General features: G+C 40.1%; 12 protein-coding genes. 1 reads left to right on the plus strand and 11 read right to left on the minus strand.

Translation table 11 applies throughout. The features are described 5' to 3' along the window. Positions 1–73 precede the first annotated feature (73 nt). The 10 genes from pgmB to IGJ53_RS13825 all read right to left on the minus strand — a co-directional run bounded on the left by pgmB (position 74) and on the right by IGJ53_RS13825 (position 11,792). Positions 74–751, minus strand: a complete 678-nt coding sequence (gene pgmB, locus IGJ53_RS13780) for a beta-phosphoglucomutase (RefSeq protein ID WP_010733057.1) — start codon at positions 749–751, stop codon at positions 74–76. Beyond that, positions 748–1,878 (minus strand): glycerate kinase, encoded by a 1,131-nt coding sequence (locus tag IGJ53_RS13785; protein WP_259741644.1) that lies wholly within the window; start codon positions 1,876–1,878, stop codon positions 748–750. The genes pgmB and IGJ53_RS13785 overlap by 4 nt, the downstream gene beginning before the upstream one ends. Beyond that, on the minus strand, positions 1,878–4,061 hold the full coding sequence (locus IGJ53_RS13790; RefSeq protein ID WP_259741643.1) for a glycoside hydrolase family 65 protein: 2,184 nt from the start codon (positions 4,059–4,061) through the stop codon (positions 1,878–1,880). The genes IGJ53_RS13785 and IGJ53_RS13790 overlap by 1 nt, the downstream gene beginning before the upstream one ends. Beyond that, positions 4,058–5,083, minus strand: coding sequence for a Gfo/Idh/MocA family protein (locus IGJ53_RS13795; RefSeq protein ID WP_259741642.1), 1,026 nt, complete (start codon positions 5,081–5,083; stop codon positions 4,058–4,060). Before IGJ53_RS13795 ends, IGJ53_RS13790 begins: the two co-directional genes overlap by 4 nt. Before the next feature lie 36 nt (positions 5,084–5,119). Further along, on the minus strand, positions 5,120–5,947 hold the full coding sequence (locus IGJ53_RS13800) for a sugar phosphate isomerase/epimerase family protein (protein ID WP_259741641.1): 828 nt from the start codon (positions 5,945–5,947) through the stop codon (positions 5,120–5,122). Next, positions 5,944–7,011 carry a zinc-dependent alcohol dehydrogenase gene (locus IGJ53_RS13805; protein WP_086323460.1) on the minus strand — a complete coding sequence of 356 codons (1,068 nt, stop codon included), beginning with the start codon at positions 7,009–7,011 and terminating at the stop codon, positions 5,944–5,946. Before IGJ53_RS13805 ends, IGJ53_RS13800 begins: the two co-directional genes overlap by 4 nt. A gap of 26 nt (positions 7,012–7,037) precedes the next feature. Continuing rightward, positions 7,038–7,874: a carbohydrate ABC transporter permease gene (locus IGJ53_RS13810; protein WP_010733051.1), complete on the minus strand. Its 837-nt coding sequence runs from the start codon at positions 7,872–7,874 to the stop codon at positions 7,038–7,040. Next, positions 7,871–8,740, minus strand: a complete 870-nt coding sequence (locus tag IGJ53_RS13815) for a carbohydrate ABC transporter permease (RefSeq protein ID WP_438750480.1) — start codon at positions 8,738–8,740, stop codon at positions 7,871–7,873. The genes IGJ53_RS13810 and IGJ53_RS13815 overlap by 4 nt, the downstream gene beginning before the upstream one ends. 69 nt (positions 8,741–8,809) lie before the next feature. Then, positions 8,810–10,093, minus strand: a complete 1,284-nt coding sequence (locus IGJ53_RS13820) for an ABC transporter substrate-binding protein (RefSeq protein ID WP_086311365.1) — start codon at positions 10,091–10,093, stop codon at positions 8,810–8,812. A 13-nt stretch (positions 10,094–10,106) separates the two neighbouring features. Beyond that, complete coding sequence (locus tag IGJ53_RS13825) at positions 10,107–11,792, minus strand: sugar phosphorylase (protein WP_259741640.1); 1,686 nt, start codon at positions 11,790–11,792, stop codon at positions 10,107–10,109. A gap of 275 nt (positions 11,793–12,067) precedes the next feature. On the opposite strand from IGJ53_RS13825, the gene IGJ53_RS13830 reads away from it, so the two are divergent. Continuing rightward, complete coding sequence (locus IGJ53_RS13830) at positions 12,068–13,093, plus strand: LacI family DNA-binding transcriptional regulator (protein WP_010733047.1); 1,026 nt, start codon at positions 12,068–12,070, stop codon at positions 13,091–13,093. A gap of 592 nt (positions 13,094–13,685) precedes the next feature. On the opposite strand, the gene rpoC is transcribed toward IGJ53_RS13830, so the two are convergent. After that, the gene (gene rpoC / locus IGJ53_RS13835; RefSeq protein WP_311135308.1) at positions 13,686–17,339 is read right to left on the minus strand and encodes a DNA-directed RNA polymerase subunit beta'; all 3,654 of its coding nucleotides are present in this window, start codon (positions 17,337–17,339) and stop codon (positions 13,686–13,688) included. Positions 17,340–17,405: the final 66 nt, after the last annotated feature.

The raw sequence follows: 17,405 nt of genomic DNA on the forward strand, positions 1-17,405 counted from the left end.
CCTTTTTTCTCATCATACCTTGATTTCCAAAAGGAGGATAACGTTTTGCTTGTGACTGAAAAAACGGAAACTATTATACACGTGATACGGCTTCTGATAAATGCCAAAACGAACGTATTTGATCAAAAACGGTTAAATCAGGAATCACATATTCAGCAGAAGGAAGATTTATGTTTTCACCTATTCCCAATACATGCATGGTACCAGCCAAAGCTGCTTGACAGCCAGCTTCTGAATCTTCAATGACCAAGCATGCATTTGGCGGTACATTCAATTGCTGTGCTCCTTTGAGAAAAACTTCTGGATCAGGTTTTGCTTTTGATACTTGCGTGCCGTCAATAATGACATCAAAATAACTTGTCAAATTCGTTTTTTCTAAAATGAGGCGTGCATTTTTGCTTGCTGATCCCAATCCAATCTTGATGTTTGTTTTTTTCAAGTACTCAAGAACAGCTATTGCACCAGGCAAAACGGAGGTTTCATCCATTTTTTGAATCGCTTGAAGATATAGATTGTTTTTTTGCTCAGCAAAGGCTGATTTCTCTTTTTCTGAGAATTTCTGTTCCATTTTTCCAAATGACAGCAATCGCTCCAGTGACTCGGTTCTGGATATCCCTTTCAGCTGCTCGTTTTCTTTCTCAGTGAATGGAATGGACAGTTGGTTAGCTAAAACCAGCCACGCTTCGTAATGATAACGAGCTGTGTCTACAAGAACGCCATCTAAATCGAATAGTGCTGCTTTGATTTTCATCGATTTCCTCCTTGAAAATGAACGACTTGAAGTAAAGATGCGATGTTTTTAGCTGTACGATGCAGATTATCAGCGGCTTGCTGTAAAGCTTCTTGTAAAGGGACAGCTGCAGGAAGGATCGGAAAAACGGCCGAAATGCCAACATCTGCTGCTTTTTCGCTTCCTTTACCAACACTTCCGCAAATAGCTATCACAGGAACGCCCTCTGGTACTCTTCTAGCAATCCCAACTGGCGCTTTTCCTTTTAGACTTTGTCCATCCAGACGCCCTTCGCCTACGATTACGAGATCTGCTTGCTGTACCCGTTTATCGAACTCCAGCAAATCCAATACGTAGTCGATGCCAGAAACTATTTTCCCTGAAGCAAATGCTAATAGTCCTGCACCCATGCCACCACCAGCACCACTGCCCGATACCTCGATTACTTGAGGGGCAAATCTCATGTAAAAATCATGCATGGCTTGGTCAGCTACTGCTAGTTCATTTTCTTTCAAGCCTTTTTGTGGTCCGAAAACAAAAGAAGCGCCTTCTTTTCCGCATAAAAGATTAGTAACATCAGTAATGACAGTGATTTTGGCTTTAGTCAGCTCGATAGGCACGTTCGTTTTATCGACTGTAGCAATTTTACCTAGATTTTCTCCCAGTGCTTCTACTTTTTGATTATCTTGATCGTAAAAAGTATAACCTAGGCCTTCTGCCATGCCGATGCCGCCATCGTTGGTACTACTTCCGCCAACGCCGATGATGATGTGTCGAACACCTTGTTGCAACAATTGTCGAATCAGTTCTCCTACTCCTCGCGTGGATAACCTAAGTGGCTGTCGTTGGTTTAATGGGACATCTTTCAATCCGACGATTTCTGCCATTTCAAAAATCGCGGTTTGACCGTCTGAAGCGTACTGGATTTCTTTGTTTTTGCCAAATGCATTAGTAACGACTGCTGTTTGCTGCTTCAACCTCAAACTGTCTGCTAAAGTTGAAACCGTTCCTTCCCCTCCATCGCCTATGGGTAGCAGATCATATTCAGCCTGAACCAAAACTTCTTGGAAACCTGATTGAATGGCTTGTGCTGCCTCTAAGGCTGTCAGACTTTCTTTGAAAGAATCTGGCGCAATCAGAATACGCATTATTTTTCCCTCCGTTCCAAGATTAGTTCTTTTTCCAGCTGGTATTGGTCTCCATTGACAAAAATAGGTAATGTTTCTTTCGTCTCTTTTTTTATTACTATTTGTTTTTTTGTCAAGACGAACTGCAACCTGTGATTTTTCCAAATAAAAGGAAAAGAAATTTTTCCCCATGCTGAAGGAAGTCTTGGAGAAACTGAAAGAGTTCCATTCGTTACTGTAATACCTGAAAAACCAAATATAACTGCTAGCCATAGTGCTCCTAATGAAGCAGCATGAATCCCGTCATCTGAAGAATGCGGATCTGGTCCTAAATCAATCAGGCACGCTTCTTGGAATAAACGATACGCCCATTCCATTTCTTGGATACGGCAAGCCTCTATGGCGTGAATCGCTTTACTCAACGATGAGTCGTGGATCGTTTTGTTCTCATAGTAACGCAAATTCTTAGAAACGATTGGTTGAGAAAAATACTCAGGCAATAGGTATAACAACATAACAAGATCTGCTTGCTTGCTGACTTGGAGTTCATTTACTTCGCTACGGGCATAATCAAGTAAAATAGACTGGCTGCCAGGACGTTCTTTGTAAGTGGTCAAATCAATAACTGGCTTGCTGAGATACGTGTCATCTTGCGGAATCAGCTGTTCTTTGTTAGGCACTGGCAAATATAACTTGTCTAAAAAATTTTGACATTCTTTCAAAAAAAGCGGATCGCCAGCTTGATATTTGACAGCTAAGGCCACATTATAATGCGCCAGATAGTTCGTATATGCATTATTGTCGATATATTCTGTGTATTCATCTGGACCAATGACTCTGTGTATCTCTAAATGATCATCGACTTTTACAGCTCTGCTCAGCCAAAAAGCCGCTGTTTCATGAATGAGTGTTTTTCCCTTTGTTTCTAAAAACGATTGATCCTCTGTTGCTTGGACATACTCTTGAACGGCATAAGCAAGGTCTGCACTGATATGGTGTTCTGCGGCAGCTGAAGCAACTTCTTGTCTTGTTCCGGTTTTGATATTCAATGCAGCAAATTTGGGTGTCTCTTCCTGACCAGTGTGCGCGCTCTCCCACGGAAAAAGTGCACCTTGATAGTGATGATCTCGTGCTTTTTGCCGTGCGCCTTCTAATCGATCATAACGGTATAGCAGCAAATTCCTTGCTACTTCAGGAAACTGATATAAAAAGAAAGGCAGGATAAAAATTTCCGTATCCCAGAAAACATGACCTTTATAACCTTCGCCAGTTAGTCCCTTCGCCCCTACACTGACACTTGGATCATTGCGGGGAGTCATAATCTGTAAATGGTAAGCAGCGAAGTCTATCGCTAACTGATCGAAAGAAGAATCGCCTTGGATCGTTATCCGATGCTGATGCCAAAAATCTGCCCAATAAGCCATCGACTGCTCTAAAATTTCTGTATAACTAACGCTTTTCTGTGCTTGGACAATGCTTTTCTCAAATGGGTCTGTTTGCTGAAGAGAGGTAGAGAGCACGATGATCTTCTCTAGCGTAAAGGACGTATTTTTTCTGACCTTTTCTGAAAAGGAAGCGGTGATCCGGCGATTTTTTGCTTGGAACACACCTGCTTTATTGAACTTAGCTGCAATCCCGATATCAATTTTACTTTCTGTTGTCTGGTAGGAAGCACTGATCAAATCGTCACCAAATACTCGCAGTTCTTTTTCAACCAACTGCTGTGTACCAAAATTAGTTTGCTGTCCATCGATACCCGTTTTCACATCTACTTGGCAGTCTTCAGTCAACGGCTTGATGACCACTTTCAGGGCTGCCTGATGGAGATTGTTTTGATCAGCAACACGGCAAGTGATGACTTCTACTTTTTTTCCTTGAGCAGTTTCAATGAGTGCATAGCGTTTAAGCTCTCCCGTTTCTAAATCTATTGCTCGTTCATATGCAAGAACTTTCATCGTTTCAAGAGAAAAATGTTCACCGTCGATTTTTATTTCCCATCTGATGACATCTGGGAGATTCACTAACTCGGCTGATTCTGCTCCTAAAGGCCGGTTATATACACCAGCTGCAAACATTCCCCTTACTTGATTCCGATAGTCTTCCTCTTGGCTTCCTCTGATACCCAAAAATCCATTCCCAATGGTCATCTGACTCGCATACTTATTGATATACTCTAAATCAAATTGTTTTTCTTCTACTTTCATAAGGTAATAACTTCTCCTGTTTCTGCCGAACGATATAAATTTTCCACCAGATTCTGGATGATGTACCCTTGCCAACCATCTGCAATCATCTGAGTCTGGTCACCGAGCGCCCGATTCACAAAATGAGCCATACTTTGTTCATGTGGGTCATTAACTGGCGTGGTCTTTTGTAAGGAAACCAGCTTTCCATCTACATCTTCGAATAGTTCGCCTGGATACAGATTAGCACCTGCCTGATCGCCACAAAAAGCCACATTCAGTTTCTCTTCTCTGATATTCAAAGCAAACGAAGTATTCAATTGGATGATCTTGCCGTTTTCTAATTCCAGTGTGCCAAAAATTGCATCTTCTACTGTGAATTTGCTTGGATCCCATTTCCCAAATTTCCCTGAATTTTTTTTCGTGCCGATTTTTTGAAAGCTGTAAGCCCGAACGCTTTTTACTTTAGGAAATCCAGTAATATACATCGCTGTATCAAGCATGTGGATTCCATAATCGATCAAAGGCCCGCCTCCTTGAAGTTCTTTATCGATAAACGTCCCCCAGCCTGGAACACCAGACCGTCGAAGCGCATTCGCTTCGACGTAATAAATATCCCCGAGAACATCAAGATGATTCTTGATCATTGTTGCTTCGTCAGAAAAACGATGCTGGAATCCATAAGCCAAAATCTGCCCGTGTTTATCGGCTGTCTCTGCCATCTTTCTTGCTTGATCAGCTGTCATAGCTGGTGGTTTCTCGCACATCACTGAAGCATTAGCTTCGAGGGCAGCCAATACATGTTCGAAGTGAAAGCGATTGGGTGTACAGACACTCACGATATCGGGAGAAATCTCATTCAGCATTTGTGTAACTGACGTATACGCATGAGAAAATCCTGTACGCCGACAAAAGTCTTCTGCTCGCTGGCTAACTGGATCAACCACAGCGGCCAATTCTAAGACATCTGATCTTTTTTGATAATAAGCAGCATGTACTTTTTCTGCTACTTGTCCAGCGCCTATGATTGCTACTTTTTTCATTTGTTTCTCCCTCCTTTACTTATTATTTTTCTTTCTCTATTCTTTCTCTAAATCATTTAAATGACGCGCTGTTTCCAGACAATTTTTCAAGTATTGCAATGATTCTTGATAAATTTCCACTTCATTTTCTCCTCGCAAACGACATTCATACACCATATAACCTTCATAATTATTTTGAAGCAGCGTTTGAAAATGGCGAGTAAAATCAATTGCGCCAGATCCTGGTTGGTAGCGATGATTATCTGCTAAATGGATATGTCCCACATACTCTTTTTGCTTAGTCAATGCTTTTGAAATATCATCTTCTTCAATATTCATATGATAAAAATCAGCGATGATCTGCACATGTTTCAATTGATTGGAGTCAATGTAATGACGCGCATCTGCTAACAAATTGATCATGTGGTCTTGGTATCGGTTCAAAGGTTCCAAATAAATAACCGTACCTGTTTCTTCGGCTACTTTGTCTAAATAACGAAGTGATTCGCTGACTGCTTTGTAGTCTCCTTCTTTGCTTCGTGGTGAAACCATCGGTGGTAATCGATAAGTGAACATTCCCCAAGCTGCTGGAATAACGATTCCTTTGCCTCCAACCTCGCTTAGCGCGCGCAAAATCTCAGCAATTTGACGTACACCATTAAGACGCCGTTCTTCGATAAAGTCACCGATCCACCCATCGTAGCCGTTACAAGCTGTCACTACTGGGATTCCTGTTTCTTTGATTGCCTGTTTGACTGTATCGATATTTTCTATTAACAACTTACCGTCGATTTCGTATTCTTCAAATCCACATTCTTTGATAAATCTAAATTTTTCTAAAATGTCTCTTGGGAAAAATGCTTGATCTTGCGTACCGAATTTCATTGTTCTCCTCCTTGTACTTGAACACCCATTTTGATACTTTCTTCTGGGTGCTGATCTACATAACGCATGTAAGCTTCTGCACTTTCTGCAAATGGCACAACTGGATCAATGATCTCTTCACAATCCAAGTAACCGTTCATCAATAATTCCCAACATGTGTCCTCGATCCGTTTACGGTTCCATCTTGGGTAATCTGGGTTTGGTTCACTAGATGCTCGAGCAAAGACGATTTTTGCATTATTGAAATGTGCTTCGCGACCAAGATTAAACCCAGCTGGAAAAGGTTTAGCAAAGGCAACATAAGAAATGATCCCGCCATAGCCGATCCCTCTTAAAGAAGCTTGTAATGCGGCAGCACTGCCACTCGTTTCAATAACTGAATCTACTCCACGTTTATCTGTCAATTCCTTTAGACGAAAACCGACATCCTCTTTCATAGGATCTAGCGTGTAATCGGCACCGTATTTTTCTGCTAATTCTCTACGCTGCGCTATGGGATCGATCCCAACGATGGTAGTGGCACCTGCTTTTTTAGCTAATTGAATCGCAATTTGTCCGATAGCGCCTAAACCGAAGATTGCTACAGCATCACCTGCTCGAACATGTGCTTCTCGGATACCACCTAAAGCGAATTGAGCGGGATCGTAACATACTGCATTTTTCCATTGATCCAACCGATCAAGTTTACGTAGTTTATAATTATCAACACCGTTTGTAATCAGTGTTTCACGAATGGGTCCATAAGTGCAGACTAACTCTCCTTTTTGATACTCTGTCACCAAACTGCCCGTTTCTTCGATCGTACCGACAATCATATTTCCTAATTGAAATTCGCCAAATACCACACCGCGTTGGCTTCCTTCTTCTCTTGGCATGAATAGGCGCCATTCTTCTGAAAATTCCTCGTCGATAAACGGACTTAGTCCTCTGAAATCTACAATTTCCGTTCCTGGTTTTGGAGTAGCGAAAATTACTCGGATACGTACTTCGTTCTTTTCTATCTCACGGTCTTCGTAATCTTTGAATCCGGCTACTCTTGGTTCTAATGCAACTAATTTTTTCATCTTTTCTTTCCTCTTTCTTTTCTTTTTTATCCTTTTACGCCGCCTTCGACTAAATCACCTTTAATGAATCGTTCAGATAGCGCATACATAATAATGACTGGTAAAGCGGTCACCAATGAAGCGGCCATCATTCGTCCCCAGATATAGTCTGGTGTACTGAATAATGTGTTCAAACCAATTGGTAAAGTAAATTTTTCGGAGGTCGACAGGAAAATCGAAGCAAATAAATAATCATTCCACGAAACCATAAAACAATAAACGAAGACAGAAATGATTCCCGAAATAGCCAATGGTATAATGATCCGAATAATGATCTGTACACGGCTAAGGCCATCGATCATTGCTGCTTCTTCAATGTCGGTCGGAATCGTATCAAAATAACTTTTTAGCATGAATATCGCCGTAGGCAGTGTTTGAACGACCATCGTGATAATCAGTGCTGTATTGGTATCATACAAACCTAGACTGGAAATGATTTTAAATAACGGGACAACGATCAAAATACCGGAAAACATGTAGACGGTATAAAAGCTAGCATTGATTTTCGAGCGAGCTTTGAAGCGTAGTTTTGACAAAGCATATGCCCCGCTGATCCCAATCACTACTGCAGTTACGGAGGCTATCAAGGAGATCACTAAACTATTTTTGAAATACATGATGAATGGAAAAATCTCAGCATTGAAAATATCCTGATAATGTTCAAAAGTCCATTCTTTCGGGAAAATAGTTTGTGTCGTCGCAATGGCTTCTTGTGAATCCTTGAATGACGTCATCAGCATGATCAAAAATGGAAACAAATTGACAGCTAACAGCAACAGAATCGCCGCATAAAATAAGATTTTCTTGCTCTTTTTATTTTTCATTTTAAGTCCACCTTCTTTCGTGAGAGCAAGACGACCGCTGCAATAATGATGAATAGCAAGATCGATATAGCTGCTGCTTTTCCAAGATCATTGAACGCAAAGGCTGTTTGATACAAATAAACGCCTAAGATATTGACTTTATTCGTCAGTAGATAGACATCTGTAAACATATAGAACATCCAGATAGATCGTAAAACAATCACAGTTGCTAGTACTGGTTTGATTGCCGGCAGTGTCACGATCTTGAACTTCTGCCAAGCATTTGCACCGTCCATTTCTGCTGCTTCATAAAGTGTTTTGTCGACTGTTTGCAAAATAGCCAAAAATGAAATAAACGCATACGGATAGTATCTCCAGATTGCAAACAAAACGACCATAAAGAAGCTAGCAACTGGCTGATCGAACCACAGCGGTGCTTCGTTGAAAATCTGCAACTTATCTACTAGCAAATCATTGACGATTCCATAACTATTGTTGAACATATATTTCCAAGCAAAAATCAAAGAAATAGATGGCGTAACATAACTTAATAAGATCAGTGAACGAACCGTTTTCCTAAATCTAAACTTGCGGTTAAGTAAAATAGCGACAGCTAATCCTAAAGCTGTACTGCCTGCTACGACTAGTAACGTATAGGCAACTGTCAAGCCTAAAGAACGATAAAACTCACTATCACTTAAAATTTCAAGATAATTGCTTAACCCAATAAAAACTGCATCTAAATTAGGATTCAGTGGCATATCGAAAAAACTGATCTGAATATTGGAAAGCATTGGGATCAGCACTAGAACAGCTAATAAAAGCATGCTTGGTGCTAAAAGTCCCATGGCTAATTTTAAGTCAGAATGTTTCCTTGGACGATTCATTGAAACCTCCCCCTGATAATCTGCCAATAGCTATCTACTTTTTTCGGTCACTATTGGCAGAACTTCATGTTATTTCGTATTTTTTTGTGCGTCAGCTAAAGCTTGATCGACATCTTCGTTGCCAACAGTTACTTGATTCACCGCTTTTCCGATCACACCTGAGCTAGTGATATCTCCCATTTTCGTAAAGTTCTTTTCTCCAACTAGTCCAAAAACTTGTACTTCATCAAAAGCACTAGCAATCTCAGATGGCAACTCTCCAAATGACTTGATGACTTCATTTTCTTTGTAACCATCCAATTCTACTACTTGCTTATTCACTGGTTGAGCACCACCAGGGGACATCAAAACCCATTTCTCCATATTTTTCGGTTGGGATAAGAAAGCGGTAAAAGTTTCAGCAGCCTCTTTTTGTTTCTCGTCTAGACCAGAAGAGATCGTCAAGCCAGATACTGTGCCATAGACAGCTTGATCTTTTTGTGTTGGGATAGCAAAACCGATATTTTCTGAATTCCCTGCTTCGTAAACAGAAGGCAAAATATAAGTTGAATAAATAGCCATTGGGACTGTTCCATTCATAAAGGCATCCTTGATTTCTGTCACATCATTGGAACCTGGCATTGTGTATTGTGATAAGTTTTGATAGAACGACAAGGCTTCTCTCATCTTGTCCGTGTCGATCGTTACCTCGCCTTTCTCATCCAAGACGTTTGCCCCATTTGACAAAGCAAATTGAGAGAATGCCTGCTCGCTCATCGTTCCTTCAGCAGTAGGCATAGCAATCCCATATTTTTTATTTTCTTTATCTGTGAAATGTTGAGCAATTTTTAAAATATCATCCCAATTTTTCGGTTCTGAAAAACCAGCTTCTGCTAATTTTTCTTTGTCATACCAAATGCCTTGAACCCAGCCACTGATTGGGGCAGCAATATAGCTTTTTCCATCTTCCGAACGAACAAGATTTTTGGCGCCATCATAATAATTGTCTTCTCCAGCTTTCTCAATAACATTTTGGACTGCCGTCTGATCGATCAGTTCATCTTTATCCATCACTTTAGCAAAATCTTGGCTGACTTCCATTACTTCTGGTAATTTACCAGAACGAGCTAGTGTAACGATCTTCGTATTGAATGCCGACTCTTCTACTGGCATTTGCTTGATTTTGATATCTGGATTTTCTTTTTCAAAATCAGCGACTAGTTCATTGATGACACTTAACCGTTCCTGTTCGACAGAAGAGTGCATGAATTGGATCGTTGTCTGTTTTGATTCCTCAGAGCTTTTACTTCCGCCACAAGCAGTAAGCAGAAATCCAGTAGCCAGCAGACATGTAGTAACAAGAATTTTTTTCATTTTTTCCCACCTCTTAATTTATTATTTTCAGCCACATGTATTCATAAGGCTGGAATCTCAACTTTTGTTCTTGACTGCAATGGATAATTTGACCAGAAAACAAATCTTGGTAGTCTCCTTTTGGTAAAAGATAGTCTGCTGATTGGTCGGAAAAGTGTTGGATGACTAAAACTTTCTCTTCCTTCGCTTCGCGGATAAAACTAATAAAAGAATCTGCTGAATCGAGCAAGTGAATCAAACTATTCGGATGGAAGGCTTTTTCTTTTTTTCGAATAGCTAGCATTTGTGTCAACTCTTCATACACTGCTGTTCTTAATGGGTCTGTCTGCAACTCTTTCTCAATATCTGCTAACGAAAATTTTTGCCGATTGATTTTTCGATTCTCTCCTGTTTTTTCTACGCCTTTGTAATCATTTCGACTTCCTAGCACACTTTGAATATAAATTGCCGGTACACCTGGTAGCGTTACCAAAAATGAATGAGCAGCTAAAAAGCGTTTGCTTCTCCATTCCGTCGTATCTGTTGGAGAGCTCAATGCATCTAGATACGTCGCGTTTATCTCATATGGACTAGTCGTTCCATCTGGATTTTTCTTGTAGTTTACTCGGGCACCCTCTTTCTTCAGCTGTTCCACTAAATCAAGGATTGTTGTTTCTGGCAAAATACCTCGTACCGGATTCAATCCGATACCGTCATGGGAGGCTAAAAAATTGAAAAAAGTTGTTTTTTTCGATGCGAAATCGATGGTTTTTAACCATTCTTTCAACTTACTTGTATTACCCGAACGAATCGCTTGAAGGGTCAAAGGTGGTAGCGAAAACTGATAGACCATCTGTGCTTCATTCTCGCCATTCCCAAAATAACTGATATTATCTTTGTGTGGCACATTTGTCTCAGTGATCAATACCGTTCCTGGAGCTGCTTCATCAACGATTGCACGGAATAATTGGATGATTTTATGCGTTTCTGGCAGGTGTATACAAGAAGTTCCTAGTTCTTTCCATAAAAATCCCACAGCATCCAAGCGAATAAATGAAGCGCCTTTTTCTAAGTAAAACAAAAGAATATCGATCATTTTCAATAAAACTTCTGGATTTTTAAAATTCAAGTCTACTTGATCTTCACTAAAAGTCGTCCATACGTGTTTTTCTTTCCCTTTTTTGTCAATGAACGTTGTAAATAACGGGCTGGTCCTTGGTCTAGTCACGCTACTTGTATCTGTATCCAGTGGCAAATCAATAAAAAATTCTTTGTACGTATCATTCAAGTTTAAATATTCCTGAAACCAATTACTTTCAGCAGACATATGATTGCAGACAAAGTCGAACATCAACCTTGTTTCGCTTCTCATTTCTTCTACATCGTCCCATGTGCCCAAATGGTCGTTGATTGCCTGATAATCTAAAACGGAGAAACCATCATCAGATGTATATGGAAAAAATGGCAAGAAATGAACAACACTAAATGTATCTGCCAAATACTTCCGATAAAATTTTTTAAATGTACGTAAAGTTGGTTGCTGCTCTTCAAAAAATTGATCTCCATAAGTAATCAAGAAAATATCTTCTTCGTCCCAATGCAGTTTGCCTGCTTGGCTTTTCTTCTGCTGATAATCACTGACTTTTTGTTCAATTTTGGAGGCGATTTTTTCAGCTAAATCTGAGTCGCGATAAATTGCTTGTAAAAGTTTTGTATACATCGGATTCCCCTTTCTTTTTATGGGAGCGTTCCCAGCAACTCGATCATATTACGGAAAACGCTTACTGTCAATAGCGTTTTTTTAAATAATTTTGATATACGCAAAAATACAAATAAGAAAGCTTATGTATCAATAGTTAGTGGATTATTAAAAAAATATGATCTCTTATTATCCTCTAAGCTATTCCTCCATTTTCAAAATCATAGACAAAAAAGAATGTCTATTGTACTATGGAATTATTCTAAAACGCTCCCAAAAAGGAGGTGCATATAAAATTGAAACCAACTATTTATGACATTGCGAAAAAAGCCAATGTCTCAAAATCAACTGTCTCTAGAGTATTAAATAACCAGCCAAATATATCTGATAAAGCAAAATCTAGTGTACTTAAAGCAATCAAAGAATTAAATTATGAACCGAGCAAAATTGCAAGAGGACTATCAGGAAGTGGATTTGATGCGATTTTAGCATTATCCCATCGCACATCCCATACGACTTATGGCAATCCCTTCTTTTCAGATGTCATTCAATCCATTTCTGCCGTTTCTGAACAAAATAACTTCGACTTGATTCTACAGACGGCAAAAACACCAGAAGAAGAGTTGGAGAAATGCGCAAAAAAAATCCAAGAAAAAATGATCCGAGGAATTATTATTTTAAGCTCTACGATGGATGAAACACTTCTTTTTGAATTGGATCAATACAATATTCCTATTGTGGTGATTGGAAAAGTTGGTCATGACTATACGAACATTTACTCAGTAGACACGGATAATTTCCAAGATAGTTACGATTTGGTGGAAACACTAATCAATAACGGCCATCAGCATATTGGCTGCCTCCATGCTCCGACAGAAGTTTATGTATCCAATGATCGTCTCAATGGTTACCGTCAATGCTTATTTGATCACCACCTAGATATCCGTAATGAATGGATCATAGACGGCGGCTTTCGCTTAGAAGATAGCATGGCAGCAATGAATGATTTAATGAAACTACGAGAAAGACCAACTGCGATTTTTTCTACCGATGCATTAAAATCATTGAGTATTTACAAAGTGGCAGAACAATCTGGAAAGCAGATACCTGATGATCTTTCGATCGCAGGATTCAGTGATCCCTTATTGTCCTCCCTATTTTCGCCACAGCTGACTCGGATAGACATTCCGACAAATCAGTTAGGAATCAAAGCCACAGAACTTTTATTCCAACTAATCCACCACCAATACCCTGAAGAAAAAAGAATCATTCTTTCAACCGAGATTACTCTCACAGATTCGATCCAACAACAAGAAATGTAGAACAGAGTTATAAAAGAACAGAAACACTGAGGATAAGTCAGTTACTCTGTTCTTTTTTCAATCACTCATTTCTCGTTACCCCCTCCCGGTATTTTAGCGGATTTTTCTTCATTTCCCTTTTTTTTCAATTGGTTGTGGATAACTATAATGTTTGTGTTAAACTATTTTTTCCACAGGAAAAAAACTATTTTTAACCACGTTGTGTATAAGTTTTTATAGTTCATTTTTTCAAACTCATTTACCCTTATTTCAATCCATGTTATGTGGGGATACTTATCTCTAAAACATAAATAGAATAACTAGACATGTCTACTGGTTTTGTTGTATTCGAGGATCTATTCACTAATAGCTAGCAAAATATTAAAAATAACCGCTCTATCTTCCCATGAATTTATTTTGCATTCAAAAAATGATCTATCTTTATTTTTATTGATTGACTTCTCTGGGAAGATGATCGTTCCGATACCTTAATGGGATACGAACTGATGTTGTAAGATCCTTTCCCACTTTTCTTCTAGTTAGACAAATTATTTTAGACAAACAAAAAAAGAGGTTGTGACAATAATTTGTCACAACCTCTTTTTTAAAATATCTATTTTGTTTGATTGTTCATTGCGTCTTCTGCAGCCATTTGCGCTTCAATATCTGAAATACTGTAGACATTTTCGCTTGCTACACCGACTTCTTTTGGTTCCATGTCACGGTAACGTTGCATACCAGTACCAGCTGGGATGATCTTACCGATAATAACATTTTCTTTCAAACCAAGAAGAGGATCTTTCTTACCGCGGATCGCAGCATCCGTCAAGACACGAGTTGTTTCTTGGAATGATGCAGCAGATAAGAAACTATTTGTTTCTAATGATGCTTTTGTGATACCTAGCAAGACAGGTCGAGAAGTTGCAGGAACGCCTCCTGAGACTAGCGTATTGTAGTTTTGATCTTTAAAGTCTGCGATGTCTAATAATGTACCTGGTAAGATATCTGTATCACCTGGATCCATTACACGAACTTTACGCAGCATTTGACGAACCATTACTTCGATATGCTTGTCGCCGATTTCTACCCCTTGCATACGGTAAACACGTTGTACTTCACGAAGCAAGTAGTTTTCAACAGATAATACATCGCGGACTTGCAACAATTGTTTTGGATCGATTGATCCTTCTGTCAATGGCGCACCACGGTGGATCATATCGCCTTCTGCTACTTTCATACGTGCTGTATAAGGAACAGTATACGTACGTGTATCTGTTTTTCCTTTGATTGTTACTTCTTTGGTACGTGTTGCAGGATCTTCTGAGATATCGATGACATCCCCTGTTACTTCTGTGATCACTGCTTGCCCTTTCGGATTACGTGCTTCAAAGATTTCTTGGACACGAGGAAGACCTTGAGTGATATCGTCTCCGGCAACCCCACCCGTATGGAATGTACGCATCGTCAACTGAGTACCAGGTTCACCGATTGATTGAGCGGCGATCGTACCGACTGCTTCGCCGACTTCAACGTCAGAGCCAGTTGCAAGGTTACGTCCGTAACAATGTTTGCAGACACCATGTTTTGTATTACATGTGAAGACAGAACGAATTGTCACTGTTTCGACACCTGCATCAACGATTTGTTTTGCGATGTCTTCGGAAATCAATTGGTTTCCTGCGATGATCATTTCATTTGTTTCAGGATGACGTACTTCTTTACGAGTGTAACGTCCCACTAAACGATCTTCTAATGATTCGATAATTTCATTTCCTTCACGGATTGCTTGGATTTCAAGACCTCGGTCAGTACCGCAATCTTCTTCACGGATGATTACATCTTGGGCCACGTCAACCAGACGACGAGTCAAGTAACCTGAATCGGCAGTCTTCAAGGCTGTATCGGTCATCCCTTTACGAGCCCCGTGAGTTGAGATAAACATTTCCAAGACGGATAGTCCTTCACGGAAGTTCGAAATGATTGGCAATTCCATGATTCGACCATTAGGAGCGGCCATCAAACCACGCATTCCGGCAAGCTGTGTAAAGTTGGAAATGTTCCCACGAGCTCCAGAATCAGACATCATGAAGATTGGGTTTTTCGCTTCCAAACCTTCCATCAGTTTTTGTTGGATGCTGTCTTTTGCAGCGTTCCAAACAGCAATGACACGTTCATAACGTTCGTCATCTGTAATCAGACCACGACGGAATTGTTTTGTAATAGTTTCAACTTGTTTATGGGCATTTTCAATGATTTCTTGTTTTTCATTCAGTACACTGATGTCAGCGATCCCTACTGTGATACCGGCATGTGTTGAATGTTTATACCCTAAGTCTTTCATACGGTCAAGCATCTTAGAAGTTTCTGTTACTTTGAATCGTTTGAAGACTTCTGCGATGATGTTCCCTAAGTTCTTCTTCTTGAACGGTAATACTAATTCTTGCTCTTTGATATGTGCAGGAATATCCGTACCAGCTTCAACAAAGTATTTATCCGGTGTTTGGACGGTCAAGTTGAAGTCTGTTGGTTCATTCAAATAAGGGAATTCAGGAGGCATGATCTCGTTGAAAATGATCTTACCAACTGTTGTGATCATCGTACGTTCTTTTTGCCATTCAGTAAATGGTTTTTCACCTAATGAGTTAGGGTTCACACCGATACGTGAATGTAAATGAACGTATCCGTTGCGCCATGCGATAACGGCTTCGTTTTGATCTCTGAAGACCATTCCTTCGCCTTCGCGTCCTTCTTCTTCCATTGTCAAGTAGTAGTTACCTAGAACCATATCTTGAGAAGGAGTAACAACTGGTTTACCATCTTTAGGGTTCAAGATGTTTTGAGCAGCTAACATCAACATACGTGCTTCTGCTTGTGCTTCTTCATTCAATGGCACGTGGACAGCCATTTGGTCTCCATCGAAATCGGCATTATAAGCTTCACATACAAGCGGATGCAAACGGATTGCGCGTCCTTGTACTAAAACTGGTTCGAATGCTTGGATACCAAGTCGGTGAAGCGTAGGTGCCCGGTTCAGCAATACTGGATGTTCCTTGATTACGTCTTCTAAGACATCCCATACTTCGTCTTCTTGACGTTCGATTTTACGTTTCGCATTTTTGATGTTTGAAGCTAGTTCACGTTGAACAAGTTCACGCATCACGAATGGTTTGAATAATTCGATGGCCATTTCTTTTGGAAGTCCACATTGGTACATCTTCAAGAAAGGTCCAACAACGATAACAGAACGACCGGAGTAGTCTACACGTTTACCTAGCAAGTTTTGACGGAAACGACCTTGTTTCCCTTTCAACATATGAGAAAGAGATTTCAATGGGCGGTTACCTGGTCCAGTTACTGGACGTCCGCGACGACCGTTATCGATCAATGCATCTACTGCTTCTTGCAACATGCGTTTTTCGTTTTGAACGATGATTCCAGGTGCGTTCAAGTCTAATAAACGTTTCAAACGGTTATTACGGTTGATGACACGACGGTAAAGATCATTCAAGTCACTTGTTGCAAAACGTCCACCTTCTAATTGAACCATTGGGCGCAAATCTGGTGGAATAACAGGGATAACATCCATAACCATCCAGCTTGGTTGATTTCCTGAAGCACGGAATGCTTCTAAAATATCCAAACGGCGGATTGCACGTGTACGTTTTTGTCCTTGTGCAGATTTCAATTCTTCTTTCAATTCGGCTGCTTCTGCATCTAGATCAACATTATCAAGTAATTGTTTGATCGCTTCTGCACCCATAGCAGCTTGGAATTCTTGTCCATATTGTTCACGTTTTTCGCGATATTCGCGTTCTGTCAACAATTGTTTTTTCTCTAAATTCGTGTTTCCTGGTTCGATAACCACATATGAAGCAAAATAAATGATTTCTTCCAAAGCGCGTGGGCTCATGTCTAATACAAGACCCATACGTGAAGGAATCCCTTTAAAGTACCAGATATGTGAAACAGGAGCTGCTAATTCAATATGTCCCATGCGTTCACGGCGAACTTTCGAACGAGTCACTTCCACTCCGCATCGATCACAAACGATTCCTTTATAACGGATACGTTTGTATTTTCCGCAGGCACATTCCCAGTCTTTTGTAGGACCAAAAATCCGCTCACAGAACAACCCTTCGCGTTCAGGTTTTAAGGTACGATAGTTAATCGTCTCAGGTTTTTTTACTTCACCGTAAGACCAGCTTCTGATTTTTTCGGGAGAAGCCAAACCTATTTGCATACTTTCGAATTTATTTACATCGATCAAAAGGGGTTCCCTCCATTTCATTTAATGGCAAACCGCAAGACGGCTGATCTTCGACCGCCTTGCAGC

It is taken from the genome of Enterococcus sp. DIV1283b, from assembly GCF_051710965.1.
In the GTDB taxonomy this organism is placed as follows: Bacteria; Bacillota; Bacilli; order Lactobacillales; family Enterococcaceae; genus Enterococcus_B; species Enterococcus_B lactis.